This is a genomic window from Nocardioides daeguensis (assembly GCF_019192965.1).
GTDB classification, from domain to species: domain Bacteria; phylum Actinomycetota; class Actinomycetes; order Propionibacteriales; family Nocardioidaceae; genus Nocardioides; species Nocardioides daeguensis.
Window position 1 is genome coordinate 104,725 of record NZ_JAHTKU010000020.1, and the last position, 25,690, is coordinate 130,414.

Genomic DNA, 25,690 nt, shown 5'->3' on the forward strand with positions numbered 1-25,690 from the left:
AGGTCAGCGCCGCGCCGGCACCCGCACCCGTACGACGGCCAGGTTCCCGGCGCCGTCGGTGACCCGCACCCGCACGGTCCGGGCCTGTGCGGCGGGGCGCAGGACGATCGGGCCACGGGCGGTCCTCCACCTCCGGCCGGCGGCGCGGTACTCCACCCGCGCCACGCCCGACGTCGCGTCGGCGGCCCGGGGGTCGAGGCGGGCGACGACCCGCCCGTGGCGGCGGACCAGCCGCAGCCGGGGCCGGAGCACAGGTGCCGTGGTGTCGACGGCGGCGGGGACGACGACCGCGGGCGAGATGTTGCCGGCGGCGTCGGTCGCCCGGACCTCGTAGGCCCGACGACCGTCGGGGATCCCGACCGGGCCGGTGTACGGCGACCAGGGGCCGCCGGCGACGCGGTACTCCAGCAGCGCCGCCTCGTCGGCCGAGGCCACGAGCCCGGGCCGGGTGCGATGCCAGCCGCCCGCGCCGTCGGGCGCACGATCCAGCCCGGCCGTCACCGTCGGCGGCGTCGAGTCACGCCCGCCGACGACGACCCGGCCCGCCGTCTCCACGTTCCCGGCCGCGTCGACCGACCAGAAGGAGACGGTGTGACCGGTCGCGGCCGGCGCGACCCGGAACGGGCCGCCGTAGACCTGCGCGGGGCCGCCGTCGACGGCGTACTGCGTGGAGGCGACACCCGAGGTCGCGTCGGTCGCGGTCAGGGTGAGCGTCGCGCCGTCGGCGTCGGTCGCGACCTGGCTCACGGTGGCCGGCGCGATCCGGTCGACCTTGACCGGGACGGTCGTGACGCCGGAGGTGTTGCCGAGCTCGTCCAGGGCGCGGAAGCCGTAGGACGCGGCGCCGTCGGCGGCGACCAGCGGACCCGGGTAGGCGGTCCAGGCGCCGTCCCCGACCCGGTACTCCACGACCGGCGCGGGGGTGAGGTCGTCGGTCGCGGACGCGGTGATGGTCGGCGCGGTGACCCACCAGCCCCCGGCCCCGTCGGGCACCGCCGGGAGGACGCCGACGGAGAGGACGGGGGCGGTGTGGTCGGCCGCCGGGATCCGCACGGATCCGCCGGCGGTGTGACCGGCCACGTCCGTGGCCCGGTAGGTCACGACCTGCTCGGCCGCGCCGGGCGTGAGCACCAGCGCGGTGTCGTACGGCGTCCAGGGGCCCTGGCCGATGCGGTACTCCACGCCTGCCACGCCCGACGTGGCGTCGGTCGCGGTCACGGTGACGGTGGCCGGGTCGTTGCGGGTGGTCCCGGCGACGAGGTCGGCGGCGACGGTGGGCGCGACGGTGTCGACCCGCAGGTCCACGGCCACGGGCGCGGACATGTTGTGCTGCTGGTCGCTGGCCCGCAGCTCGAGGGCGTGCTCGCCGTCGGCCACCGCGAGCGCACCGTCGTACGCCGTCCAGGCGCCGCCGTCGGTCCGGACCTCGATCGTCGGGTCCGGCGTGACGTCGTCGGTGGCCGTGGCGGTGACCCGCGGCGAGGTGAGGTACCAGCCGGCCGCTCCGTCGGGTGTCGCCGGCGCGACGCCCACCGAGAGCGTCGGGGCCCGCAGGTCGGCTGCCGGGATCGTGAGCGAGCGAGCGACCTCGAGGTTCCCGGCCGCGTCGGTCGAGCGGAAGGACACCTGCTGGTCGGCCGTGGTGGGCGTGACCTCGAACGCGTGCTGGTAGGTGGTCCAGGTGCCGCCACCGAGGCGGTATTGGGTCGCGGCGACCCCCGACGTCGCATCGGTCGCCCTGAGCTCGACCACGACGGGCGCGGTGCCGGTCGCGCCGGGTGCCACGGAGCCCGTGGTCACGGGGGCCAGGGTGTCCACGGCGAGGTCGACGTCGACCGGTGCGGCTGCCACACCCCCGTCGTCGCGTGCGCGGACCTGCCAGGTCTGCTCGCCGTCGGCGACCGCCAACGGGCCGGCGTACCGGGTCCACTCCCCGTCGCCCCCGGCGACGCGCCACTCCAGGACCAGCCCGGGGGCCGGGGTGCCGGCGTCGTCGGCGGTCAGGGTCACGGTGGGACGCGTGCGATACCAGCCGGCGTCGCCGTCGGGGACGGCCGGATCGACGCTCACCTGGAGGCTCGCCCCGGTCACCTCGAGCGTCACGGTGGCCGTGGCGGTGAACCCGTGGCGGTCGCTGCCGGTCACGGTGACCCGGTAGGTCCCGGGCCCGGCCGCGGCGGCGGCGAGGTCGACGTGCAGCTCGCCCGGCACGTTGAGCAGCGCCCCGCTCGCCGCGAGCACCGACGCCTCGGTGAGCGCTGCGCGGCGCAGGCTGATCTCGGGCTGCGCGAGACGGACCTCGACCGCCGGCACCACCTGGACCACCACGGCCACGGGGTCGGACACGACGCCGTCCCGGGTCGCGCTCACCAGCGCGGTGTAGTCGCCGACGGTGCCGTAGTCGACCTCGCTGTCGTCGACCGCGAGGGTCGCGTCCGCGGGATCGGCGCTCGCGCCGAGGTCGGCGAGCAGCGCGGCATCGTCCGCGGGGCCGCGGAGGACCTGGTAGGCCACCACGTCGTGCTCGACGGCCACGGACGGCGCCTCGACGGCCGGCAGCGGCGTGCCGAGGGTGAACGTCCCGACCACCGCGCGGTGGTCGCTCGTCCAACTGTTGTTCACGATGTCGGTCGAGGACGGCCAACCGGCCACCAGGGTGCTGGCGTCGACCGGCTCCAGGAGCGCGCCCGCATGGGCGACGTAGTCGATCCGGTCCTGGGGCTCCGGCTGGTCGCCGTTGGCGCGCACCACCGGCGACCAGGTGTCGCCGGGGGCGGCGACCGGGTCCGGGTGCGCGGCCCGGAAGCTGTCGGTCAGCCCGGTGCCGAGGATCGTCGGGACGACCGGCCAGTCGACGGCGCCGACGCCGCAGTGGCTCGCCGCCGTGGCGGCGGTCCAGTCGGCGCCGGACGGCGAGGCGAGGTCGCCGAGCAGCACGACCGGCAGGTCGTCGGCGGCCGCGACGCTGGCCCCGATCGCCGTCGCCACGGCCTGCGCCTGCGCCATCCGGGTGCTGCCGTTCTCTGCTGCGACCAGCGCGGCCGGGTCGGTGACGCCGTCCAGGCACGCCTTGCGCGGGCCGTAGCCCGCCTCGTCGAGGTCGGTCGTCCACACCCGCAGGTCGACGCCGGCGACGTCGAGCGTCGCGCCGGCCACCGGCCTGCCCGCGCTCGCCGGAACCAGGTCCGACAGCGGGTACGCCGAGACGATGCCGAGCCCGTTTCCGCCCTCGTAGGAGTGCCAGCCGAGGGCGTCGGCGAGCGCCTGCGCGCCCTCCCCGCCGTCCTCCTGGACGCCGATCACGTCGAGCCCGTTGGTCGCGATCACGGCGAGCTCCTTGGCGAGGGAGCTCGCGACGTGGCTGCCCCCGTCCCACAGGTTCCAGGTCGCGGCGGTCAACCGCGGGGCGTCCGCGCCGTCGATCACCGGCACGACGACGGTGATCGACGAGGTGGTCGTCCCGTCACTCGCCTCGACCGTGATCTCGGCGGGCTGCTGCGGTGCGCGGCCCGGCGCCCGGCCGCTCACCACGCCCGTGGCGCTGATGTCGGCCCAGCTCGGACCGCTGACCTTGGTCCAGGTCGTCACCGGGTCCTCGCCGGTCCACAGCCCGGCCACCTTCTGCTCCCAGGCGGCACCGGTACGCGCCTGCGGGGCGAAGAAGGTGTCCGTCACGAAGCCGGTCGGCAGGGCCGCCCCCGCGCCGTCGACCGGCAGCGCCGCGCTGGCCGGCCGGGTCGCCGCCCAGGTCGCCTGGACCTGGGCGGGCGAGAGCGCCGCGTCGTACAGGTCGAAGTCGTCGACGAGCGCGTCCACCGTGCCGAAGTACGGCGAGATCGTGTGGTAGTCGAGCTTGCCGGAGTTGCCGATCACGAACGGCAGGCCGGTGGCGAACTTGCTGCCCGCCGCGATCGGCACGGGCGTGCCGGCGACGCCGTCGACGTACTGCCGGACGGTCGCGGCCTCGCGGTCGACCACCATGACCAGGTGGTGCCAGGAGCCCTTGATGGCCGTCGGGCTCTGCTGGTACTTGTACTTGGTCCCGCTGCCGTTGCCCCAGCAGAAGCCGGTCTTGGCGGACAGCTCGTCGTTGAAGAGGGTCAGGCCGCCGTTGGCGCAGGCCGAGAAGTCACCGTTGCTGACCAGCGGCGCGTCCGCGACCTTGTCGTAGACGCCGAACCAGCCGGAGACCGAGAAGCTGCCCGACCCGTCACTCACCCCGGCGACGAGCGGGAGCTTGACGACGTTGGTGCCGGCGCTGACGTGCGCGGCGCGCCCGGAGATGCCGCTCGCGCGGGCGACGGTCCCCGTGAACGTGGCGTCGTAGCCGTTGCCGGAGCTGTCGGCGACCACGCCGCGCGTGATCTCCTCGAAGTCGTAGGAGGCCACCGGCGCGATCGTGTCGCCCGGGGTCCGCAGCCGGTTCCACACGGCATGCAGCACCACGGTGGCGCCGTCGGTCGCGCTCAGGTCGGTGACGCTCGCCCCGTCCGCCCACGTGCGCGCCCCGGTCGTGGCCCGCGACCAGCCGCGGAACGCCCAGCCCGCACGGGTGAACCCGTTGGGTCGCAACGTGGCGGCCTGGCCGTAGGTCATCGGCTGTGCGGCGGTGGTGCCGCCGTCGGCACCGTTGCCGTCGAAGCGCACGGTGTAGGAGTTGGGCGTCGAGACGGCGCGCACCTCGAGGTCGGCGTCGGGCATCGTGAAGGTGCCGTCGGCGGCGACCTCGACGTGGGGCGTGCTGTCCCACGCGGCGTGGTAGCCGAGGTTCGGGGTCGAGGACAGGGTCACCACGTCCCCGGGCCGCGCGAAGCCGGTCACGTCGCTCGAGGCGGTGACGGTGACCTGGGCGTCGCCGCGGACGACGACGCGCCGGCTCCCCGCCGGCACCCAGCGCGCGTAGAGGGTGGTGGTGGCGTCCTGCGCGCTCGCGAGGTTGGTCACGCTCGCGGCGTCGACGTAGGCCACGGGACCGTCCGGGACGGTCGACCAGCCGGCGAACTGCTGGCCGGCGCGGGTGAACGCGTTCGCGCGCAACGGGGCCGCGGCGTCGTAGGTCATCGTCTGCGGGGCCATCGTGCCCCCGTCTGCGCCGTTGCCGTCGTAGGCCACGACATAGCGGTTGGGGGCGAACTGCGCCTTGACGGTGGTGGCGACACCGGGCGCGGCGAAGGTGCCGTCCGCGGCGATCACGAGGCCGGCCGGCGTCACCGGCACCCAGCGGTCGAGGTGGTAGCCGGTCGCGGGCCGGGCGCTCAACGTGACGGACGCGCCTGCCGTCGGGGTCAGCAGGCTGGAGGAGCCGGTGCCGTGCCCGTCGTCGGTCACCGTCACCGGGAAGTGGCTCGCCGGGTCCGTCGCGGCGAAGTCCGCCGCCATCTGCCCGTCGCTCAGCGCGACGTCGTAGAAGTTGACGGCGTCGATCCACGCGTTGGTGTACGGCGCGTAGGACCGGTCGGCGTCGCCGCCGAAGGTGAACGGCAGGCCCGAGCTGAGCTCCACGGTGTCGTCGAGGGCGGTGGTGCTCTTCAGGACGCCGTCGAAGTACCACTTGAGGGTCTGCGCGGACCGGTCCACCGAGACGCCGATCTGGTGCCAGGCGCCGTTGATGCCGCTCGTGCCGTTCCAGTTGGTCTGGTAGTCCTTCATCCCGCCTTTGATGATGCAGCCGGTGAGCCGGCCGCCCGATCCCGAGGTGTTGTAGAGCCCGAGTCCGGCATCGCACGACGAGCCGCCGATGTTGGTGAAGACCCAGGAGTCGCTGGTGAAGGACTCCTGCTTGATCCAGAAGTTGTAGGCGAAGCTGCCCGACCCGTCGGTGCGGCCCACGATCCTCGGCAGCACGACCTCGTTCGTCTTGTTGCTGACCCGGGCGGCACGGCCCGAGATGCCCGGCCCGTACTCCGGCGTGCCCACCCAGCTGCCGTCGTCGTGACCGGCGGTCGCGTCGAGCACCGTCGTCCCGGTGTCGGTGTCGAAGGTGTAGGACACCACCGGCGTGGGGTTCCCCGTCGCGTACGTCGGGTCGGCGGAGGCCGTGGGAGCGGGGCCTGCCGCGAGGCCGGTGGCGGCGACGAGACCGGCGAGCAGGGTCGTGAGTGCGTGGCGCAGCGAACGCTGGGACATAGGGTTCCTCGAGAGCTTCGCAGGGGTGGGTCAGGCGGTGGCGATGCGGCCGGCGTACCGGTGCTTCCAGCCGGTGCCGGTGCTCGCCGTGATCACGACGTCGTAGTAGCCCTCCGACGTGGGCCAGGACACGACCTTGGTCGCGCCGGGCCCGACGGACAGCGTCTGCCTGCCGCCGACGTGGTCGTTGGCGGCGAGGGTGAAGGACACCGCGCGGCGACCGTCGTTGCGCAAGGTGATCTCCACCTTCGCGTTGGCGCCGCGGATCAGCGCGACGTCGGCACGCGGCACCCCCGCGCTGTTCTGGCCGGCGGGGAGCAGCGTGCCGGCGTGCGAGCGGACGAAGCCGTCGGGTCCGTAGACGGTGAAGGCGTACCTGCCGTCGGTGGCCTTCACGTCCCACAGGTGGCTGCGCGAGTTGGTCTTCGAGACGGTGTAGGGCGTGTTCGCGAACGGCAGGTGGGCGTCGGGGAACGCCTGCAGGCTCACGGCCTTGCCGTCCGGTCCGCCCTCCAAGACCAGTCGTGCCGCCACGGTGCCGTCGGCGCGGTCCTCGACGAAGGTGCCGTGGGGGTGGAAGGACAGCGGCCGGTGCTTGATCTGGTTGGCCGGCACCCACTCGTCCTCCGGGGCGACCTGCCCGGCGAACGGCGCGTTGGGCAGCGTCGCGGCGATGTACTTGAGCGCCGCGGTGTCGGGCAGGTCGACAGGTGCGACGACCGGGTGGGCGAAGTCGATCGCGCTGGTCAGGTCGCCGCTGATCGCCCGCCGCCAGGCGGTGATGTTGGCGCACCGGGCCGGCTTGCCGAGGTGCTCGGTCCACACCTCGAGGAAGCGCAGGATCGAGGTGTGGTCGAAGACCTCCGAGCTCACCCAGCCGCCACGCGTCCACGGAGAGACGAGGATCATCGGCACCCGTGCGCCGTACCCCATCGCCTTGCCGTCCTTGAACTCCCCCGGCGTGCCGGGCTCCGGACGCGGCGGCAGCACGTGGTCGAAGTAGCCGTCGTTCTCGTCGAAGGTCATCACGAACAGCGTGTGCTTCCAGATCTCCGGGTTGGCCTGGAGCGTCTCGAGCACCCGGTTGGTGAAGTGCGCGCCGTGCTCCGGGTTGGCCGCCGGGTGCTCGGACCAGGCGTACGGCGCCACGATCCACGACACCTCCGGCAGCGGGAACTCCGCGCCGGGCCGGCAGGCGTCGATGAAGTCCTTGAGCACGCCGTTGAGGTTCTGCTCGGAGTCGTTGTTGGGGAGCCCGTGCAGCAGGTACGGCTCGGAGCCCGCGCGCCACATCAGCCCGGTCCCGGGGCGGTTCTTCTCGGCGTCGAGCAGGTTCGTGCCCGACGGGCTGATGTTCGCGAAACCGCGGATCGGGTTGTCGGTGTAGTCCCCGACCCAGCTGCTGCCGTTGTTGGAGTTGTCGACGTAGATCCGCCAGCTCACGCCGGCCGCCTGCAGCGCCTCCGGATAGGTCTGCCAGGCGCGGCTCCCGGTCGACTCGTTGCCGTTGTTCACCTCGAAGCTCGAGGTGCCCGACATGTGGTAGAGCCGGTTGGGCGTCGTCGACGTCGGCGTCGAGCAGTGGTTCTGGTCGCAGATGGTGAACTCGCTGGCGAGCGCGTACTGGTAGGGCAGCTCCTCCCCCGTCATGTAGTTCATGCAGTCGGCGCCCTTGGCCGCGACCCAGCCGTTGTTCCTGCCCTCGGCCCACGCCGCCTGTCCGTCGCTCCAGCCGTGCGGCAGACCCGTGGACATCCCGGCGACCGTCGTGACCCGCGTGGGACGCCGCACGCCGCTGCCCTGGGGCTGGTCGAACACCGTGGTGCCGTTCGGGTAGGCCAGGGCCTGCTTGTCGTGGAGGCCGCGCACACCCGGGAAGGCGCCGTAGTAGTGGTCGAAGGAGCGGTTCTCCTGGATCAGGATCACCACGTGCCTCAGGTCGTCCATGTCGCCGGAGAAGCCCTCCGGCAGGACGTACTGCACTCCCGCCGCGGTGCCGTCCGGGCCGGCCCAGGCCGCCGCGCCACCGCCGGCGACCGCGGCGGCGCCGCCCAGCAGGCCCATCGCGCGCAGCATCCCGCGCCGGGAGAGACCGGAGTGGAGGATCTCGTCGGGGACGACCCGGTCCCGGTCGTAGGGCTCGGCGTCGAAGGGGGTGGGCTCGCTGGCCATGGTCGTGCTCCTCGGCTGGGCGGAATGCTCCCGCCCAGCAAGACGCACGATTCCGAACCGCAGGTGAACGCTGGGGCACCGCACGGCGCTGCACGCGCCCCCGGGGCGGATCCGCCCGCCGACTGTGCACACTGGGCCGGTGCCACCGCGCCGGCGCGGCGCTCAGCCGGCTCCGGCCATCTCCCCGGCCGTCACGTCGAAGGCGATCACGTGCGGCAGGTAGCGGTCCACGCCGTACTCCACCGGGCGTCCCGCCCGGGTCGCGGTCGCCCGCGAGACCTGGAGCAGCGGACTGGACCGTCGTACGCCGAGCAGGTCGGCGTCCAGGCTCGAGGCCGCCACCGCCTCGATCCGGTGCTCGCCGCGCACCACCTCGATCCCGGCCCGGACCAGCGCGCCGGTCACGGACCCGACGTCGTCGGGCAGCGCCCGGACCTCACGGCCCACCCACGGTGCCCAGACCGAGCGCTCCACCATGACGAGCCGGCCGTCGAGGGTCCGGGTGCGGGTGAACCGGTGCACCTCCTTGCCCAGCCCGATCCCGAGCACCCGCGCCTCGTGGGCCGTCGCCGGGCCGTCCTCGCGCCCGACCACCCGACCGCCCACGACCCGCCCGTGCTGGTCGGCCCACTGCGAGAAGGACTGCATCCGGTCGAAGCTCTGCGTGCGGTGCCGCGCCTGGGCGACCCAGCCCACCCGGGGGCGCGCGACGACCACTCCCCGGCGGGCCAGCGCGGCGAGCACGGTGCGCACCCGGCCCCGGGTGGCGTCGTACTCGGTGGCCAAGGTGGCCTCGCTCGGAAGCCGGCCCCCCGGCGCGAACTCGCCGTCGACGATGCGAGCCTCGATGTCGGCGGCGATCTGCCCGTTGGTCCCGCCCCGTGCCGGCCGGCTGGTCACGGCAGCACGATAGCCCTCACCTCGGAAGTCGCTCCCGATTCCCCGTCGTCGTCCCTGTGCCGGTAATCTCCTCCACGGAGCTGTCGCCTAGTGGCCTATGGCGCTCGCTTGGAAAGCGGGTTGGGTTAACAGCCCTCGGGGGTTCGAATCCCCCCAGCTCCGCCAGCATCGCGAACGGCGTCGACACCAGTCGGCGCCGTTCGGCGTTCCGGGGCCTGGTGGGCGGCATCCTCCGTGGCGGGTCCGTGGCAGGTCAGCGACGGCGGGAGAGCAAGGGCCGCAGCAGCAGGAGGACGACCAGTGCGGCGCCGCCGCCGAGGCCCCACCACACGGCGTCGTCGCGGGCACCGGCCAGCGCGTCGGCCTGGGCGCGGGGCGGGCGGGCGGGCTCGACCTGCTGCTGGCGCTGGGCGCCCATCTCGGCGATGTCGCGCTGGATCGCCTCGACCGGCTGGACCACGCCGTAGCCGGTGATCGGGCTGGACGGGCCGCCGTTGCCGCTGGCGGTCTGCTCGAGGCGGTGGCGCAGCTGCTCGGCCGTCTCGTCGGGGTGTGCCGACCAGACGAGCGCGGCGACGCCGGCGACCTGCGCGGCGGCCCAGGCCGTGGACGCCGGGGTGAGGACGCACCAGCCGCCGTTGCGGCCCTTCGAGACGGCACCGTCGCCGGGGGCGGCCAGGTCGATGTCGGAGCTGCGCAGCACGGTGCCGGAGCTGTTCGGGGTCGAGACCCCGACGGCGAGGACCCCGGGGTGGGCGGCCGGCCAGACGATCCCGGCCACGTCCTCGCCCTTCCTCGGCTCGCCCTCGTAGTCGTCCGGGAAGGTGCCGTCGTCGGCGGGCCGGTCGCCCGACGCGGCGACGACCAGGACGCCCGCGCGGACCAGACGGCCCACCTGGGTCTCGAGATCGGCCGAGCGGGGCACCTGCGTGGGGACGACGACCACGACGTTGCGGCCGAGGGTCCCGGCCTCCCGGGCGGCGGCCACCTCGCCCAGCTCGGCGGCCAGGGCCGCCGAGCTGGGCAGCAGCTGGCCGTCCTGCGAGCGCACGGCGACGTCGTAGAACCGGGCGTCCCGGACGTCGGCGCCCGGGGCGATGCCGACCTCGGCCCGGGTCGGCTTGGTCTGGTCGGGCCCGGCGACGATGCCGGCGACCGCGATCCCGTGGCCGCTCGGGAGCTCGACCGGCCGCGGGGCCTCGTCGCGGTAGCCCTCGATGCCACTGTCGACCACGACCACCGTCACGCCCGCGCCCGGCTGCGTACCGGTCTTGCGGACCAGCGCCTGGGCCTGGGCGACGTGCAACGACAGGTTGGCGGCGTTGTCGCCCTTCACGGAGCGCTCCTGCGTGGTCGCGCCCACGTTGAGGCACTGCTCCCCGACGGGCGCGGGCGCCCCGGCCGCCGTCGCCGGGCGCACCGGCACGACCACCAGTGCCACGACCGCACCGGCGAGGCCGCGTCCCAGGCCGTGTCTCAGGCCGTGTCCCAGGCCGTGTCCCAGGCCGTGTCCCAGGGCCTTTCCTAGCCGCACGACTGGTCCTTGGACGGCGGGCAGAGCGCGGCGTCCTGGGAGAGCTCGGGGCCGATCTCGAACAGCTTGTTCCACACGTCGGGGACGACCACGACCGGGACGTCGGCGTAGCCGAGCTGCTCCAGGTCGAAGGCGCTGGCGACCGGGTAGCTGTAGCCGCGGTCGTCGACCAGGTGGAGGGTGCCGTCGTCGCGGCTGATCCAGTCGGCCGAGCGGACCACGGCGCCGCGACCGGACGCCACGGTGACCTCGCGGTCGCCGTCGGCGACCTCCTCCGCGCTGGCGTCACCTCGGGGCGCGGTCGCGAGCCGGGCGGCCGGCGCGGCACCCTTCGCGGTCACCAGCTCGGCGCAGACCTGCCCCGTGGGGTCGAGCGAACCGCGGAGCACCTGCTCGGGCCAGTTCTCCCGGGCGCCCTCGGTCGGCGGCGCGATGCTGAACGGAGCACCCGGCACGTAGGCGACCTCGGTGGGCGCCTGCTTGCCGAAGGAGGTGTTGCGCAGCACCGCCGCCTCGAACGGGGAGAGCTCGAGGAAGCCCTGGGTCGTGAGGGCGTACGTCGTCCCGGACCGCTCCAGCCAGTCGCCGACCCGCGCGCCGTCGTACCCCGCGAGCCCGGCGGGCTTCCCGCCCCCGGCGAGGCCCAGGCCCTGCGCGTCGAGGGGGTCGCCCGGCGGGAACAGCTCGAGCCACGCGTCGGGGACGGTGACCTGGTCGTTCGGCGAGATGCCGATGTCGGTGTAGAGGCCGTCGTTGTCCGTCGGCAGCTCGTAGCGGTAGGCCCGGCGCGGCAGGTCGGGGACCTCGGCCTCGGCGACGAGGTAGACCCGGCCGTCGGTGGCGGACCGGACCACGAAGCCGGTGGTAGGCACCGGCGTCACCTGCGGCCTCGCCCCGACCGCGGTCTGCATGCCCAGGCCGGTCCCGGTGCACGACGTCCAGCCGCTCTCGTCGAGGTGGTCGGCGGCCGGCACGGTGGCGGGCGCGTCGAGGATGCCGATCGACGGGCCCTTGCGGACGTCGGCGAGCTCCTCGTCGGGCACCTTGCGCGCCTCGACGTCGGCGCCGAGGATCAGCTGCGCCGAGGTCACGTTGATCACCGGACGCACCCGCGGCAGCCCGGGGACGGCGTCCTCGTCGAGGATGACGTAGAGCGCGCCCCGGTCGTCGGCGACCAGGCCCGACTTCTTCCAGTCGACCTCGGCACGGTCCGAGAGCGCCCCGGCGATCGCCGCTCCCGCGACGAGGAGGACGGCGAGCGCGATGCCGCCAACGATCATCCGGCCGGGGCGGGCCGGTTCGACCTCGCGACCGCCCGGTGCGCCCGAGACGAACGCGGTCACCAGCCGGCGGCGGCTGAAGGCGTAGGCCTCGACGAGGTCCTTCTTGGTGGCCACGGGGCTCAGCCGATCCAGTCGCGGACCTGGTCGAACAGGCCGGTCGCGACGACGAGGAGCGGGAGCAGGCTCAGCAGCGCGGCGGACTCCAGCACGTCGCCGAGCCGGCCGCGCCGAACGGACGGGGCAGCGGGGCTGAGGGTCGCCACGAGGAGCACCGCCCCGACGACGGCGAGGACCACGGCCAGCGTCGGGCGCCAGTCGGGGTGGAAGGCGAGGACGGCGACCGCGGTCGCGGCGATGCCGGCGACGCCGGAGCCGAGGCCGAGCAGCACCTCGCTGCCGGTGCGGTACTGGCGGGTGCGGAGCACCACGATCAGGCACGCGTCGACGGCGAGCAGGGTGCCGGTGACACCGAGGCTGACGGCGAGCGGCGCGACGAGGACGAGCAGGAGCCCGACGGTGCCGCTGATCGCGAGCAGGATCTCGTGGGCGACCCGGGCGTCGGCGGCGACCCGGTCGCGTTCGATGTCGTCGGGGTCGGCGGTGATGTCGGTGGCCGAGAAGAGCTGGTCGACGCGGGTCGTGGTCGCGCCGAGCGCGAGCCACGGGAACACGCTGCCCGCCAGCACGACGAACGCCAGCACCGTGGTCAGCAGCGGCGCCGGCGCGAAGCCGTCCGGCGAGGAGCGGACATAGCTGCCGACACCCAGCGCGAGAGCGCCGACCACGATCGGCGGGAACGCCAGCGTGCGGCCCGGGCCGAGGCCGATCAGGCACACGACGCCCGCCAGCAGGGCGCCGGCGCCGGCCGCGGCCAGCGGTTCGGCGAACCAGGTGTCGCCGTCGGGGGCGAGCATCACGCCGGCCACGGCGGCGTACCCGGCCCCCAGCCAGGCGACGCCGATGCCGGCCTCGTGCTCGCCCTGGGCCCGCGACAGCACGATCGCCCCGGCACACAGTGCGAGGGCGACCAGCGCGGTCGCCGCGGACGCGACGTCGGAGCCGCGCTGGACCAGCAGCGCGCCCGCGCCGAGGGCGAGGAACAGGCCCGCCGCGACGAGCGCCGTACGACGACCGGCGGCCGGGTGCCAGGGCTCGAGGTCGTGCTCGACGACGTCGGTCATCGCCTCGACGACGTCGTCGTAGACGCGGGGGGCCGGGTCGTCGACACCGGCGGTGACGGTGAGCAGGCCGCCGTCCTCGATGCCCTGCAGGGTCAGGCCGGTGTCGAGGGCGAGCCGGCGGCCCTCGGAGGTGCCGACCCGGTAGCCCCCGTGGACGGTGGCCGGGTCGAGCAGCCCGACGCTGCGGGCCAGCTCGGGCAGCAGCTCGGCGACGGGGATGGCTCCCGGGAGCACCAGGTCGACCCGCCGGGTGCCGGAGGTGACGGTCACCCGCACCAGCCCCGACGCGACGGCTGCGCTCGTCCGCGGCGCTTGTGTCATCTGCTCAGCCCTTCCCGAGAACGTGTTGCCCGATCCTAGGAGCCGACCCTGCCAGAGCGGTCGGGGACAGCGACGGAGGGACCGACCACCGGGGTCGGTCCCTCCGTGCGGGTGTCCGGTTCAGAACCGGCCCGCGCCGCGCTTGTCCGCCTGGATGTAGTCGGCGTTGGACTGGTAGGTCGTCTTCGAGACGCCGTCGAGCAGGTCGAGCAGCTCCTTCATCGCCCAGTCCCAGGCGTTCTTGGCCTGGTCGTAGCTCAGCCGCTGGGCGCTGTCGGCCGCCCAGGTCTGGATGTACTGGCTCGCGTCGCTCTCGAGCTGGTCGAGGCGGGCGTTCATCGCCTTGGCGGTCTCGTACATGTTGGCGGCCGCGGCCTCGAGGCCAGCGTGGTTGACGCGAAGGCCGTCGAGGGCGCCGTAGTCAGGTCCGGTCATGGTTCTCTCCTGGGTTCGTGGGGTCGTCGGGGATCAGGACTGGGCGTCGAGCTTGCTCAGGAAGCCGGCGAGGTCGCCGCTGGCCTGGCTGTCGGTGTTGACGTTGTCCGACTCGGTCTCGATGAGGGACGCCTCGAACTTGTCGAGGGCCGACGTGACGACCTTGTGCTTCTCGATCCAGGCCTCCTTCACGTTCTTGAACGCGAGGCCACCGCCACCGACCCAGTGGTTCCTCATGTCCTCGAGCTGCGCCTCCATCGTCTGGGACTGCTTCACGAGGTCCTGCTTGGTCGCGGCCACGAGCTCGGCGACCTTCTTGAGTGCGCCTTCTCCGTGTCCGAACTCAGTGCCTGCCATGTCTGCTCCTTGGTTGCTGGTTGGCGGGCGGCGAACACCCGCCCCTGCCTAGCGGTTCATCGATCTGGCTCCCCGAGCGCTGCCAAAGAGCCGACGCGTCAGGTGGTACCCGTGCCCCGTGAAGGGCTAAACATCAACCCGTGACTTCCCACAGGTGACGGAAGAAGCCGACCGCGACCACCAGCGAACCGACCGCGAACGCGCCACACATCGCCTCGGCGATCTCGGCCCGCCGCGACCACCACGCCGAGCGCCAGCCGCGGCCGACGAAGACCGCCGCGAGGACGAGGGCGGCCGCGAGCGCCACGGCGAGCGCCGCCACCAGGCCGGGCGCGACCACCGGGTCCGGTCCGCCCGGCGCGAGGCCGAGGAGGGCGACGGAGAGGACGGCGAGGGAGATCACGCCGGCGAGCCGGAGCAGGCGGCCGGCGGCGACGTGGCGGTAGCTGCGGGCCGCCAGGAGGAGGGCGGCGCCGCCGAACCCGACGAGGCAGCGCGCGCCCGTGCGGTCGAGCGGCAGGGTCGCGGTGGCGAGGAGCAGGGGCGCGGTGAGGACCGCGACGGCGAGGACCGCGGTCGAGGCGGCCGTGACCGCCCGGGCACCGCGGTCGGCGACGGCCTGCACGGCCTGCTCCGGCACGACGATCCGTCCGCGGCGGCCGGTCGGCCGCTCGCGCGCCGACCAGGCGGTGACGGCGAGGCGTTCGAGGTCGAGGAGGTACTGGTCGGGCACGTCGACCACGAACTCCGGCACGAAGCGGGCCGCGAGCACCGCGGCGAGGTAGAGCACCGCCCACACGACCTGGGGCGCGACGCCGCTCAGCGCACCGACGCCGGCGACCACGAACCAGCCGGCACCGACCGCGATCCACACCCGGAGCCCGTCGAGGGCGACACTGTCGGGCTCGGCGAGCGCCCGGCCCACGCCGGCGGTCACGGCCGCACCGAGGGCGGCGATCCCGCAGACCGTCGGCAGCCGCTCGGGCGCGGGGTCCCAGGCGAGCGCGAAGCCCGCGGCCGCGGCGAACGCGGGGGCCGCCAGCACCCGCTGGGCGCGGAGCACCCCGATCGGCAGGGAGCCGACGAGGGCGGCGACGAGGAGGACGGCGACGACCGGCCAGCGGTCGTCGTACGACAGCTGGGAGGCGCACCACCCGGCGACGCCGGCGACCGCCACCGCGAGCACGAACCACGCCGCCGAGGCCCGGCCGGCGACCAGCGGCGCCTCGCCGCCCTCACCCGGGCGGGGTCGGCTGCGTGGCGGCGCCGGCCGTGCCGACGGGTCGACCGCGACGACCACCGAGCCGGCCACCAGGCCGACCTCGCCGACGACGGCGGCGAGCTGGAGCGGCTCCCCGGAACGGGTCACCAGCGGCAGCACGACGGGGATGCCCGCCTCGACCGAGTAGGCCCGCGAGACGTCCTCGAGCGTCGCCTCGACCGGCACCGTCAGGTCGAGCACACCGCGCGGGCCGTGCACGCTCACCGCGGTGACCGTGCCCGGGGCCGGGGTACGGGGCGTCCCGCTCACCGTGTGCCTCCCGAGATGAGTCGTGGTGCCGGACCGAGGTTGGCGGCCCGGCTCGCAGGGTAGTCCTTCTCCCCATGCGTGTCCTGCGGCTCCTTACCCCGACGGAGGCCCGTCCTATCATCGTGCGCGTCGCATGACCGGGCATCGACGACAGGGGACGGCAGCGTGACGGTGGGCATCACTCCAGGCGGACCGGGCACGCACCGCGCCCCGGGCGGCGCGGCCCCCGGCGCTCCGGGCGGTCCCCCCGGCCGGCGGGCGGCCCCGGTGGCCGGTCCCGGCAGCCTGACCCAGCGCGGCAGCCGCGGCGAGCGCCCCGAGCTCCCCAGCGGCCAGGTCCAGCTCCAGCCGCCGCCCCAGCTCCAGCCGAGCGAGGGCGCGGCGGGCGTGGCGATGAACGCGATCCCGATGCTGGGCAGCCTCGGCTCGATCGTCCTGGTGGCGGGCCTCGGCGGCTCCGGCAGCAACTCCGCGCTCCGGTTCATCGCGGCCGGCATGTTCTTGTTCGCGACCCTCGGCTTCATCGTGGTCCAGATCGACCGGCAGCGGAAGCAGCGCCAGCAGCAGGTGACCGGCTCGCGCACCGAGTACCTCCGCTACCTCGCCAGCGTCCGCAAGATCGCGCGCGACGCCGCCGACCAGCAGCGCCGGGCGCTGACCTGGATGCACCCCTCGCCGACGGCGCTGCCGTCGCTGGCCGAGGACCGCACCCGGGTGTGGGAGCGGTCCTCGGCCGACCCCGCCTTCCTCCAGGTCCGGTAAGGCGTGTGCGCGCCGCCGCGCGCCCTCGAGCTGCTGCCGCCGGACAGCGCCCCCATCGACGAGGTCGACCCGGCGTCGGCGTCCGCGCTGCACCGCCTGCTCGTCGTCCACCGGCTGCAGCCCGACCTGCCGGCCTCGATCGACCTGCGGGCGTTCGACCGGATCGAGATCTGCGGCGACGAGGAGGAGGCCCGCTCCCTGGCGCGGGCGCTGCTCTGCTCGGTGACGACCTTCCAGTCACCCGAGAGCCTGCAGGTGGCAGTGCTGGCGACCGACGCGACGCTGGCCCACTGGGACTGGGTCAAGTGGCTGCCCCACGCCCACAGCCAGCACCACAACGACGCGGTCGGCCCGGCCCGGATGGTGACGACCTCGCTCAGCGACCTGGCCACGATGCTGCCACCCGACCTGACCGAGCGGCCCCGGTTCGGTGCGGACGAACGGCCGGCGATCCCCCACATCATCGTGGTCACCGACGGCGCCGAGCTGCCGCCGGGCAACCACCTGATCCCGTCCGACGGCCTGCACGGCGTCACCGTGATCGACCTGCCGGCCCGCTGGGGCGAGCTCGACAGCCCGACGGCGCTGCGCCTCGAGATCGAGCCCCACGCCCGGCCGGCCGCGGCCGGTGCGGCGCTGGAGACGGTGCCGCTGGTCGCCGTACGCCTGCGGACCGAGCCGGTGCGGGCCAAGGGCGACCAGTGCGGCGCCGCCACGGCCGAGGCGCTGGCCCGGCGGCTGACCCCCCTGTTCACGCCGAGTGCCGGCGCGGCGGTCGGCGAGGAGGCGGCCGACCTCACCGGGACCACCGACTTCATGGACCTGCTCGGCCTGGGCGAGGTCCACCGCTTCGACCCGGCCACCGCGTGGCGGACGCGGCCCGCGCGCGACCGGCTCCGGGTCCCGATCGGTGTCGGCGACGGCGCCGGTCCGGTCCACCTCGACATCAAGGAGTCCGCCCAGCAGGGCATGGGCCCCCACGGCCTGGTGATCGGCGCGACCGGGTCCGGGAAGTCGGAGTTCCTGCGCACGCTGGTGCTCGGCCTCGCGATGACCCACTCGCCCGAGCAGCTCAACATGGTGCTCGTCGACTTCAAGGGCGGGGCGACCTTCGCCGGGATGGCAGAGATGCCGCACGTCTCCGCGGTGATCACCAACCTGGCCCAGGAGCTCACCCTCGTGGACCGCATGCAGGACGCGCTGTCCGGCGAGATGGTGCGGCGCCAGGAGTTGCTGCGCGAGGCCGGCAACTTCGCCTCGATCCGCGACTACGAGAAGGCGCGGACGTCGGGCGACCCGGCGTCGGCCCACCTCGCGCCGCTGCCGTCGCTGTTCCTCGTCGTCGACGAGTTCTCCGAGATGCTGTCGGCCAAGCCCGAGTTCATCGACCTGTTCGTCGCGATCGGTCGGCTCGGCCGCTCGCTCGGCCTCCACCTGCTGCTCGCCTCGCAGCGACTGGAGGAGGGCCGGCTGCGCGGCCTCGAGTCGCACCTGTCGTACCGGATCGGACTGCGCACGTTCAGCGCGCAGGAGTCGCGGGCGGTGCTCGGCGTGCCCGACGCCTACGAGCTCCCGGCCGTGCCCGGTCTCGGCTACCTCAAGCCCGACCCGACCACGATGACCCGCTTCAAGGCGGCCTACGTCTCGGGTCCGCCGGAGACCGGCCGCCGCCGGGTCGTGCGGGACAGCGGCGGCAAGGTGCGCGGCATCCTGCCGTTCACGATCTCCGAGGTGCAGACCTTCGACGAGCCGGAGCGCGACGAGGTCGAGACGCCGGCCGTCGTACCCGAGGGCAGCGCGTCGGTGCTCGACATCGCGGTGGCCCGGATGGACGGGCGTGGCCCGGCCGCCCACCAGGTGTGGCTGCCGCCGCTGGACCGACCCGACACCCTCGACCAGCTGATGCCCGACCTCGCGCCGCACCCCGAGCTCGGCCTGGTGTCGCTGCAGTGGCGCGGCGTCGGCAACCTGACCGTCCCGCTCGGCACCGTCGACCGGCCGCGCGAGCAGCGCCGCGACACCCTCACGATCAGCCTCAGCGGCGCCGCCGGTCACGTGGCCGTCGTCGGCGGTCCGCGCAGCGGCAAGAGCACGGTGCTGCGCACGATCGTGACCAGCCTGTCGCTGACGACGACCCCGCTGGAGTCGCAGTTCTACGTGCTCGACTTCGGCGGCGGCACGTTCGCCCCGATGACCGCGCTCCCGCACGTGTCCGGTGTCGGCACCCGCTCCGAGCCGGAGGTGGTCCGCCGGATCGTCGCCGAGGTCAAGGGCATCGTCGACCGCCGCGAGCGCTACTTCCGCAGCCAGGGCATCGACTCGATCGAGACCTACCGCAGCCGGCGCGCCCAGGGGCGCGCCGACGACGGGTACGGCGACGTGTTCCTCGTCATCGACGGCTGGGGCACGCTGCGCTCGGACTTCGACGACCTCGAGCTGGAGATCCAGCAGCTCGCCGGACGCGGCCTCACCTTCGGCCTGCACATCGTCACCGGCGCGACCCGCTGGCCCGACTTCCGCGCCGCGATGCGCGACCTGCTCGGCACCCGGCTCGAGCTGCGCCTCGGCGACCCGATCGACTCCGAGATCGACCGCAAGGTCGCGGCCCTGGTGCCGGGCAACCGGCCGGGCCGCGGACTGGTGCCGGGCAAGCTGCACTTCCTCGGCGCGCTGCCCCGCGTCGACGGCGACGGCACGGCCGGCACCCTGGGCGACGGCGTCGACACGATGATCGCGGCGGTCGCGAGCGCGTGGCGCGGCCCGGCCGGTCCGAAGCTGCGGCTGCTGCCCGACCGGATCACGCTCGACGAGGTCCGCGCCCTGGCCGGTACGCCGCCGCAGCGCCAGCTGCTGCTCGCGATCAACGAGAAGGAGCTGGCCCCGGTCGCCCTCGACGTCGACGCCGAGCCGCACCTGCTGCTGTTCGGTGACGGCAAGTCCGGCAAGACCAACCTGCTGCGCTCCTACTGCCAGGAGATCATGCGGACCCGGACGCCGGCCGAGGCCCAGATCCTGCTGGTCGACTACCGGCGCTCGCTGCTGGGCGAGGTGCCCGAGGAGTACCTCCTCAACTACCTCACCTCCGCGACCCAGGCGCAGCCGGCGCTCAACGACCTCGCGACCTACCTCCAGAACCGGATCCCCGGTCCGGACGTCACGCCGGACCAGCTGCGCAACCGGTCGTGGTGGGCCGGCGCCGAGGTGTTCGTCGTGGTCGACGACTACGACCTGGTCGCGACCCAGCAGAGCTCGCCGGTCGCCCTCCTCCAACCGCTGATGGCCCAGGCCCGCGACGTCGGCCTGCACATCGCCGTCGCCCGCCGCGCCGGCGGTGCGGGACGCGCGCTCTACGAGCCGGTCATCCAGTCCATGCGGGACCTGGCGATGCCGGGCATCCTGCTGGCCGGCAACCGCGACGAGGGGGCGCTGATCGGCAGCCTGCGGCCGGGTCCGGCCCAGCCGGGACGCGGCCGGATGCTCACCCGCGACCGGGGTGCCGAGGTCGTCCAGCTGGCCTGGACCGATCCGACCCTGTGACCGCACCCCATGCGGATTGGTCGCGAAATCGGCCGGTTCACCGCCGATCCGCATGGGGTGCGGCGATCAGAGCCGCCACCGCGGTGGTGACCGGGACGGCGAGCACCAGGCCGATCGAGGTGACCAGGGTGCGGATGACCTCCTCGGCGAGCTGCTCGGTGGAGATCAGCTCGAGCAGCGGACGGTCATAGACGCGCAGCAGCATGAGCAGGATCAGCGCCGTGCCGACGTAGGCGAAGACGATGGTGTAGATCGTCGAGGCGATGTGGTCACGGCCGATCCGCATGGCGCTGGCGAAGACCTCGGTCCGCGAGGCGTCGGGGGTGGCGGCGCGCAGCTCCCAGACGGCCGAGGCCTGGGTGATGGTGACGTCGTTGAGGACACCGAGCCCGGCGATGATGAGGGCACAGCCGAGCAGGGCCTGGAAGTCGAGGGCGCCGAAGGTCGCGAGGATGGCGCCGCCCTCGTCGCTGATGCCGGTGAGCCGGGCGTCGCCGATGGCGAGCACGCCGATGCCGGCGGTGAGCACGATCCCGAGCAGGGTGCCGGCGAGCGCGGCGCTGGTGCGCAGCGAGAACCCGTGGGTCGTGTAGAGGACGACGAACATGATCGCCGAGGCGCCGGTCATCGCGACGCCGACACCGGGCGCGCCGTCGAGCAGCGCGGGCAGCATCCACCACCACACGACCGCGCCGCCGAAGGCCAGCCCGACCAGGCCGAGCAGCCCCCGGAGCCGGGCGACCGCCAGCACCACGGCCACGAAGAGCAGCGTCAGCCAGATGAGCGTGCCGTGGCGCTCGGTGGCGAAGTAGGAGTACGACGCCTCCAGCTCCGCCTCGGGTGTCGGGGTGCGGAGCAGCTCGACGTGGTCGCCCTTGCCGATCCCGGAGTCGATCACCTCCGGCGGGACGTCGACCCGGACCGTCTCGCCCGCGCCCTTCTCCCCCGGCGCGACCTTCACGGTGAGCGAGCTGCAGCCCGAGCCGTCCGGCAGCCCGTTGCCGGCGCACCGCGGCGCCACGGCGACCACCTCCGCCGAGGGGAAGGTGACGCCCGGAGCGGCGAACTGAGCCGCGGGGCCGCCGGCCTCGGCGCTGCGCTGGGCAGCGTCCGCGGGCGGCCACCAGATCGCGAGACCGGCCAGGGTGCCGACGAGGGCCAGGGCGAGCACGGCGAGCAGCACGGTGCGGGCCGTCGTACCGACCCGGACGGCGGCGAGGTCGGCGCCGTGGCCGTGGCCGTGGCCGGTGGTGCGGGCAGGCTTCTCGCGCCGGTGGCTGCTCACGGCGCACACCCTGCCACGGTCCGCGCCCAGATGAGAATCGTTGTCAACTAGGCTGGACGGGTGAGCCGCGCCGTACCCGTGACCGCCCTGACCGGGCACCTCGGGGCCGGCAAGACGACAGTGCTCAACCGGCTGCTGCGCCAGCCCGGCGCGCGGATCGGGGTCATCGTCAACGACTTCGGAGCCATCAACGTCGACGCCGGCCTGGTCACCGGGCAGGTCGACGAGCCGGTCTCGATCGCGGGCGGCTGCCTGTGCTGCCTCGAGGACGTGTCCGGGCTGGACGCCGCCCTCGAGAGGCTCACCCACCCGCGGCTGGCCCTCGACGCGGTGGTCGTGGAGGCCAGCGGCCTGGCCGAGCCGGGCGCCCTCGCGCAGATGATCCGGCACAGCCAGGCACCGCGGGTGCGCCCGGGCGGGGTGGTCGACGTGGTCGACACGGTGGAGTACTTCCGCACCCTCGACGACGGCGGGATGCCGCCCGCGCGCTTCTCGGTCGCCACCCTGGTCGTGCTCAACAAGGTCGACCTGCTGCCCCCTGCCGAGCGGGAGGACACGCTCGCCGCGATCGAGGCGCGGGTGCGCGAGGTCAACCCCGCCGCCCACGTCGTACGCACCTCCCGCGGCCGGATCGACCCGGCGCTGGTCCACGACGTCGCGATGAGCGAGGACCCGCCCGACGAGCTCCCGCTCGCCGCGCTGCTCCGTGCCGAGCGGGCGGCCGAGGACGGGGCCGCCGGTCACGACCACGGACCGCAGGCAGCCTCCGCCGCGGTCCGGGTCGACGGCACCGTCGACCCCGGCGCGGTCGCCGGACTGCTCCTCGACCCGCCCGCCGGCGCCTACCGGGTCAAGGGCACCGTCGCGGTTCCGACCGCCCGCGGCCCGCAGGGGTACGTCGTCCACGTGGTCGGCACCCAGGTCCATGTCGCCGCACTCCGCCCCCCGCCGGAGCACAGCGAGCTGGTCGCGATCGGCGTCGGCCTGGACGCCGAGGCGGCCCGGACCCGGCTGGAGGCCGGCCTGGCGACGAGGGCGGAGCCCGACCGCGAGGGGCTGCGCCTGCTGGAGCGGCTGCGCCGGCTCAGCCGCTGATCCGGACCGTTCCGTCCACGCCCCGGCTCAGCGCTCCTCGCGGAACTCCACATGCTGGCGCAGCACCGGGTCGTACTTCTGCAGGACCAGCCGGTCCGGGTCGTTGCGCCGGTTCTTGCGGGTGACGTAGACGTACCCGCTGCCGCCGGTCGAGCGCAGCTTCACGACGGGACGGACCTGGGATGCCTTGGTGGCCATGGCACGACCTCCTGAGATAGATTGAGAATGATTATCGTTCTAACTCGAGGAGCATCATGCGCATTCCCGTCGTCCTGCTGTCCGGTGTCGACCCCGAGGCAATGGCCGCGACCATGGTCGGACTGCAGTTCGACCTTCCGTCGGCGGTCGCGTGCCGCCACACCATCGACGTGGAGCGCGGGGTGCTGACCCGGACGGTCAGCGACCTGACCGGGATCGTCGAGACCCACGAGATCCTGCTCGACCACGCCTGCGTCAGCTGCGCGATCCGGGCAGACATCCTCCCCACACTGGAGCGACTGGCCCGGGACGGCCGGTGGCGGAGCATCGTCGCCCACCTCCCGGTCGGGGCGCAGGCCGCCCACCTGTGCGCCGCCCTCGCCCACGACACCCGGGTCGCGCGGTTCCTGCGGGTCTCGGCAGCGGTCACGGCCGTCAGCGCCCGGGAGCCGGTGGGCGACCTGCTCGGCGACGACCTGCTCGCCGAGCGCGGCCACCACTGCGCCCACGACGACCGGCGCGGCGTCGGCGAGGTGCTCGCCGCGATGATCGAGCACGCGGACGTCGTCGCCTTCGACGCCCCCGACGATCCGGTCGCCCCGGTCGCACGCGGGCTGGTCCGCACCCTCGCGCGGCCCGATGCCGCGGTGCTCGACGGGGTGCACCACCTCGGAGGCGAGGTGCTCCTCGGCCGGCTCCACCAGCACGAGCGGACCCTGGCCTGGTCGAGCCCGGTGCGCACCGGTGCGCTGAGCGAGGTCCGCGCCGAGGGCGTCTGGCGGGTCGACCTGCAGTCCCTGCAGCCGTTCCACCCCGGCCGGCTGCTCGACTCCCTGGCCCGGCTCGGGACCGGCGCCCACCGCTCGCGCGGCTGCTTCTGGCTCCCGAGCCGACCGGGCCGCGCCCTGGCCTGGGACGGCGCGGGCGGCCAGCTGAGCATCGGCGACCACGCGTCCTGGGGCGCGCGCCGAGCCTTCACCCGGATCGTCCTCACCGGGGTGGGTACGGCGCCCGCCGACCTGCGTCCCGCGTTCGAGCACCTGCTGCTGGCCCCCGGCGAGGCCCTCGGCCGGCCGGATCGCGAGGACGGCCTGGAGCCCTGGCTCGGCCCGATCCGCGAGGCCGCCTGAGCGCGTTCCGGGCGCCCCTTCCCGTCGACCGGGAGCGATCCGCCGGCAGGCGAACTAGAACACGTTATCGTTTCGCCATGGACGGCAGCAGCGGCACGGTGGTCGGGGCGGACGCCCTCGCGCAGGAGTACGACGTCGTGGTGGTCGGTTCGGGCGGTGGCGCCCTGACCGGGGCCGCCCTCGCGGCCGCGGCCGGGCTCAGCACCCTGGTGCTCGAGCGCACGCCGCTGATCGGCGGCACGTCGGCGTACTCCGGCGGCGCGTGCTGGCTGCCAGGGACCGACGTGCAGCAGCGCGCCGGTCTGCCGGACTCGACACAGGGCGCGCGCGCCTACCTGGCCGCGGTCCTCGACGACCCGGACCCGGACCGGGTCGAGGCCCTGCTCGCCCAGGCGCCCCGACTGGTCGCCCGGCTCGAGGCGGACCCGCTCATGGACTTCGAGTGGATCCCGTTCTCGGAGTACTACGACGCGCCCGGCCGGGTCCCGATGGGCCGCTCGATCCAGCCCAGGAGCATCCGCCGCGACGAGCTCGATCCCGCGGTCGCCGCGCTCGTGCGCCCGCCGGTCGAGCGCGACCGGGCCGGCCAGCCGGGCCGGTCCACCCTGTCCGGCGGCCAGTCCCTGATCGCCCGGCTCGCCGCGATGACCGCCCGCGACGGCGGCACGATCGCCACCGGACGCCAGGTCACCGGCTTCGGCCGCGACGCCGACGGGCGCGCCACGACGGTCCGGTACGACGGCCCCGACGGCCCCGGCGAGGTCCGGGCCCGGCGCGGGATCCTGGTCGCCGCCGGCGGCTTCGAGGGCAGCCCCGAGCGTCGTACGGCACACGGAACGCCGGGCGACGCGGCCTGGACGATGGCGCCGCGCGGCACCAACACCGGCGAGGTGATCGACGCGGCCGCGGAGATCGGGGCCGCCACCGACTGGTCGGGCGAGGGCTGGTTCTGCCCGGGCCTGCAGCAGCCGGACGGCAGCGGGGCGTTCACCCTCGGCTTCCGTGGCGGGGTGATGGTCGACGCGGCGGCGCAGCGCTACGGCAACGAGTGCCTGCCCTACGACCGGTTCGGCCGCGTGATGGCCCAGGACCCGGCCCGGACACCGTCCTGGTTCGTCTTCGACTCCCGCGAGGACGGGCGGCTGCCCGCGATCGCGATGCCGGAGGGAGAGCGCGCCGAGCACCTCGCCGCCGGCACCTGGGTCGAGGCGGACACCCTCGGGGACCTGGCCACCGCCATCGGCCTCGACGCCGACGCCCTGGTCGCCACCGTCGAGCGCTACAACGCGTTCGCCGCGGCCGGCAAGGACGAGGACTTCGGCCGCGGCGAGGACGAGTACGACACCTTCTTCGCCGGGGGAGGCGGCCCGTCGGCTGCCCTCGTCGCGGTCGACAAGGCACCGTTCACCGCCGCGCGGTTCGTGCTCTCCGACCTCGGCACCAAGGGCGGCCTGGTCACCGACGCGAGCGCGCGGGTGCTCGACACCGACGGCCGGCCGATCCCGGGCCTGTACGCCGCCAGCAACTCGACCGCCTCGGTCTTCGGCTCGGCGTACCCCGGCCCGGGTGCGCCGCTCGGCGCCGCGATGGCGTTCGCGTCGCTCGCCGTGGAGGACATGCGGGCCTGAGGCGCTTGTAACTAAGTGTTACGTCACGAAAAGTGCCGCAACACCGCCCGGGTAGTGGCAATAGCACCCGGGTAGATAGCCCTGACGACCTCAGGCTCGGCACCCCAGCTCACGAGGCCGGTCGCGAGCATCCACCAGGGCGTTGTTGCCACTACCTCGGCGCTGTTGCAGGCTAAAACGTGCTGTAACCCTTAGTTACAAGCGGCGGCGCGCGG

Annotated in this window: 16 protein-coding genes and 1 tRNA gene; 6 read left to right on the forward strand and 11 right to left on the reverse strand. The window is 74.4% G+C overall.

Going from position 1 to position 25,690, the window contains the following annotated elements:
- Positions 1–3 precede the first annotated feature (3 nt).
- The 3 genes from KU893_RS16455 to KU893_RS16465 all read right to left on the reverse strand — a co-directional run bounded on the left by KU893_RS16455 (position 4) and on the right by KU893_RS16465 (position 9,198).
- Positions 4–6,126, reverse strand: coding sequence for an OmpL47-type beta-barrel domain-containing protein (locus KU893_RS16455; RefSeq protein ID WP_218235465.1), 6,123 nt, complete (start codon positions 6,124–6,126; stop codon positions 4–6).
- Positions 6,127–6,156: 30 nt separating this feature from the next.
- Positions 6,157–8,298, reverse strand: a complete 2,142-nt coding sequence (locus KU893_RS16460) for an alkaline phosphatase family protein (protein ID WP_218235466.1) — start codon at positions 8,296–8,298, stop codon at positions 6,157–6,159.
- A 162-nt stretch (positions 8,299–8,460) separates the two neighbouring features.
- Entirely contained in the window at positions 8,461–9,198 is a 738-nt protein-coding gene (locus KU893_RS16465; RefSeq protein WP_218235467.1) for a GntR family transcriptional regulator, read from the reverse strand.
- Positions 9,199–9,274: 76 nt separating this feature from the next.
- On the opposite strand from KU893_RS16465, the gene KU893_RS16470 reads away from it, so the two are divergent.
- Positions 9,275–9,363, forward strand: a tRNA-Ser gene (locus KU893_RS16470).
- Positions 9,364–9,451: 88 nt separating this feature from the next.
- On the opposite strand, the gene KU893_RS16475 is transcribed toward KU893_RS16470, so the two are convergent.
- The 6 genes from KU893_RS16475 to KU893_RS16500 form a co-directional block, all read right to left on the reverse strand.
- Complete coding sequence (locus tag KU893_RS16475) at positions 9,452–10,732, reverse strand: S8 family serine peptidase (RefSeq protein WP_218235468.1); 1,281 nt, start codon at positions 10,730–10,732, stop codon at positions 9,452–9,454.
- The gene (gene eccB / locus KU893_RS16480; protein ID WP_218235469.1) at positions 10,723–12,129 is read right to left on the reverse strand and encodes a type VII secretion protein EccB; all 1,407 of its coding nucleotides are present in this window, start codon (positions 12,127–12,129) and stop codon (positions 10,723–10,725) included. Before eccB ends, KU893_RS16475 begins: the two co-directional genes overlap by 10 nt.
- A 5-nt stretch (positions 12,130–12,134) precedes the next feature.
- A complete protein-coding gene (gene eccD, locus KU893_RS16485) occupies positions 12,135–13,517 on the reverse strand; it encodes a type VII secretion integral membrane protein EccD (RefSeq protein ID WP_218235470.1) in 1,383 nt (460 codons plus the stop codon).
- Positions 13,518–13,637: 120 nt separating this feature from the next.
- Entirely contained in the window at positions 13,638–13,952 is a 315-nt protein-coding gene (locus KU893_RS16490) for a WXG100 family type VII secretion target (protein ID WP_218235471.1), read from the reverse strand.
- Positions 13,953–13,985: 33 nt separating this feature from the next.
- Positions 13,986–14,309, reverse strand: coding sequence for a WXG100 family type VII secretion target (locus KU893_RS16495; protein WP_218235472.1), 324 nt, complete (start codon positions 14,307–14,309; stop codon positions 13,986–13,988).
- Between the two features lie 133 nt (positions 14,310–14,442).
- Positions 14,443–15,840, reverse strand: a complete 1,398-nt coding sequence (locus tag KU893_RS16500) for a hypothetical protein (protein ID WP_218235473.1) — start codon at positions 15,838–15,840, stop codon at positions 14,443–14,445.
- Positions 15,841–16,005: 165 nt separating this feature from the next.
- Here KU893_RS16500 and KU893_RS22865 point away from each other — a divergent pair, with 165 nt between their 5' ends.
- Positions 16,006–16,602 (forward strand): hypothetical protein, encoded by a 597-nt coding sequence (locus KU893_RS22865; protein ID WP_246592746.1) that lies wholly within the window; start codon positions 16,006–16,008, stop codon positions 16,600–16,602.
- A gap of 3 nt (positions 16,603–16,605) precedes the next feature.
- Positions 16,606–20,139 carry a type VII secretion protein EccCb gene (eccCb, locus tag KU893_RS16505; protein WP_308167229.1) on the forward strand — a complete coding sequence of 1,178 codons (3,534 nt, stop codon included), beginning with the start codon at positions 16,606–16,608 and terminating at the stop codon, positions 20,137–20,139.
- Between the two features lie 37 nt (positions 20,140–20,176).
- Here eccCb and KU893_RS16510 read toward each other — a convergent pair whose 3' ends face one another.
- Entirely contained in the window at positions 20,177–21,424 is a 1,248-nt protein-coding gene (locus KU893_RS16510; protein WP_218235474.1) for a YibE/F family protein, read from the reverse strand.
- Between the two features lie 60 nt (positions 21,425–21,484).
- On the opposite strand from KU893_RS16510, the gene KU893_RS16515 reads away from it, so the two are divergent.
- On the forward strand, positions 21,485–22,519 hold the full coding sequence (locus tag KU893_RS16515; protein ID WP_218235475.1) for a CobW family GTP-binding protein: 1,035 nt from the start codon (positions 21,485–21,487) through the stop codon (positions 22,517–22,519).
- A gap of 27 nt (positions 22,520–22,546) precedes the next feature.
- Here KU893_RS16515 and rpmG read toward each other — a convergent pair whose 3' ends face one another.
- A complete protein-coding gene (rpmG, locus tag KU893_RS16520; protein ID WP_218235476.1) occupies positions 22,547–22,717 on the reverse strand; it encodes a 50S ribosomal protein L33 in 171 nt (56 codons plus the stop codon).
- A 56-nt stretch (positions 22,718–22,773) separates the two neighbouring features.
- Between rpmG and KU893_RS16525 the strand changes: the two genes are divergently transcribed.
- Together KU893_RS16525 and KU893_RS16530 are read left to right on the forward strand one after the other, a co-directional pair.
- Positions 22,774–23,847 carry a GTP-binding protein gene (locus KU893_RS16525; protein WP_218235477.1) on the forward strand — a complete coding sequence of 358 codons (1,074 nt, stop codon included), beginning with the start codon at positions 22,774–22,776 and terminating at the stop codon, positions 23,845–23,847.
- A gap of 77 nt (positions 23,848–23,924) precedes the next feature.
- A complete protein-coding gene (locus KU893_RS16530; RefSeq protein ID WP_218235478.1) occupies positions 23,925–25,475 on the forward strand; it encodes an FAD-dependent oxidoreductase in 1,551 nt (516 codons plus the stop codon).
- The last annotated feature ends 215 nt before the right edge of the window (positions 25,476–25,690 follow it).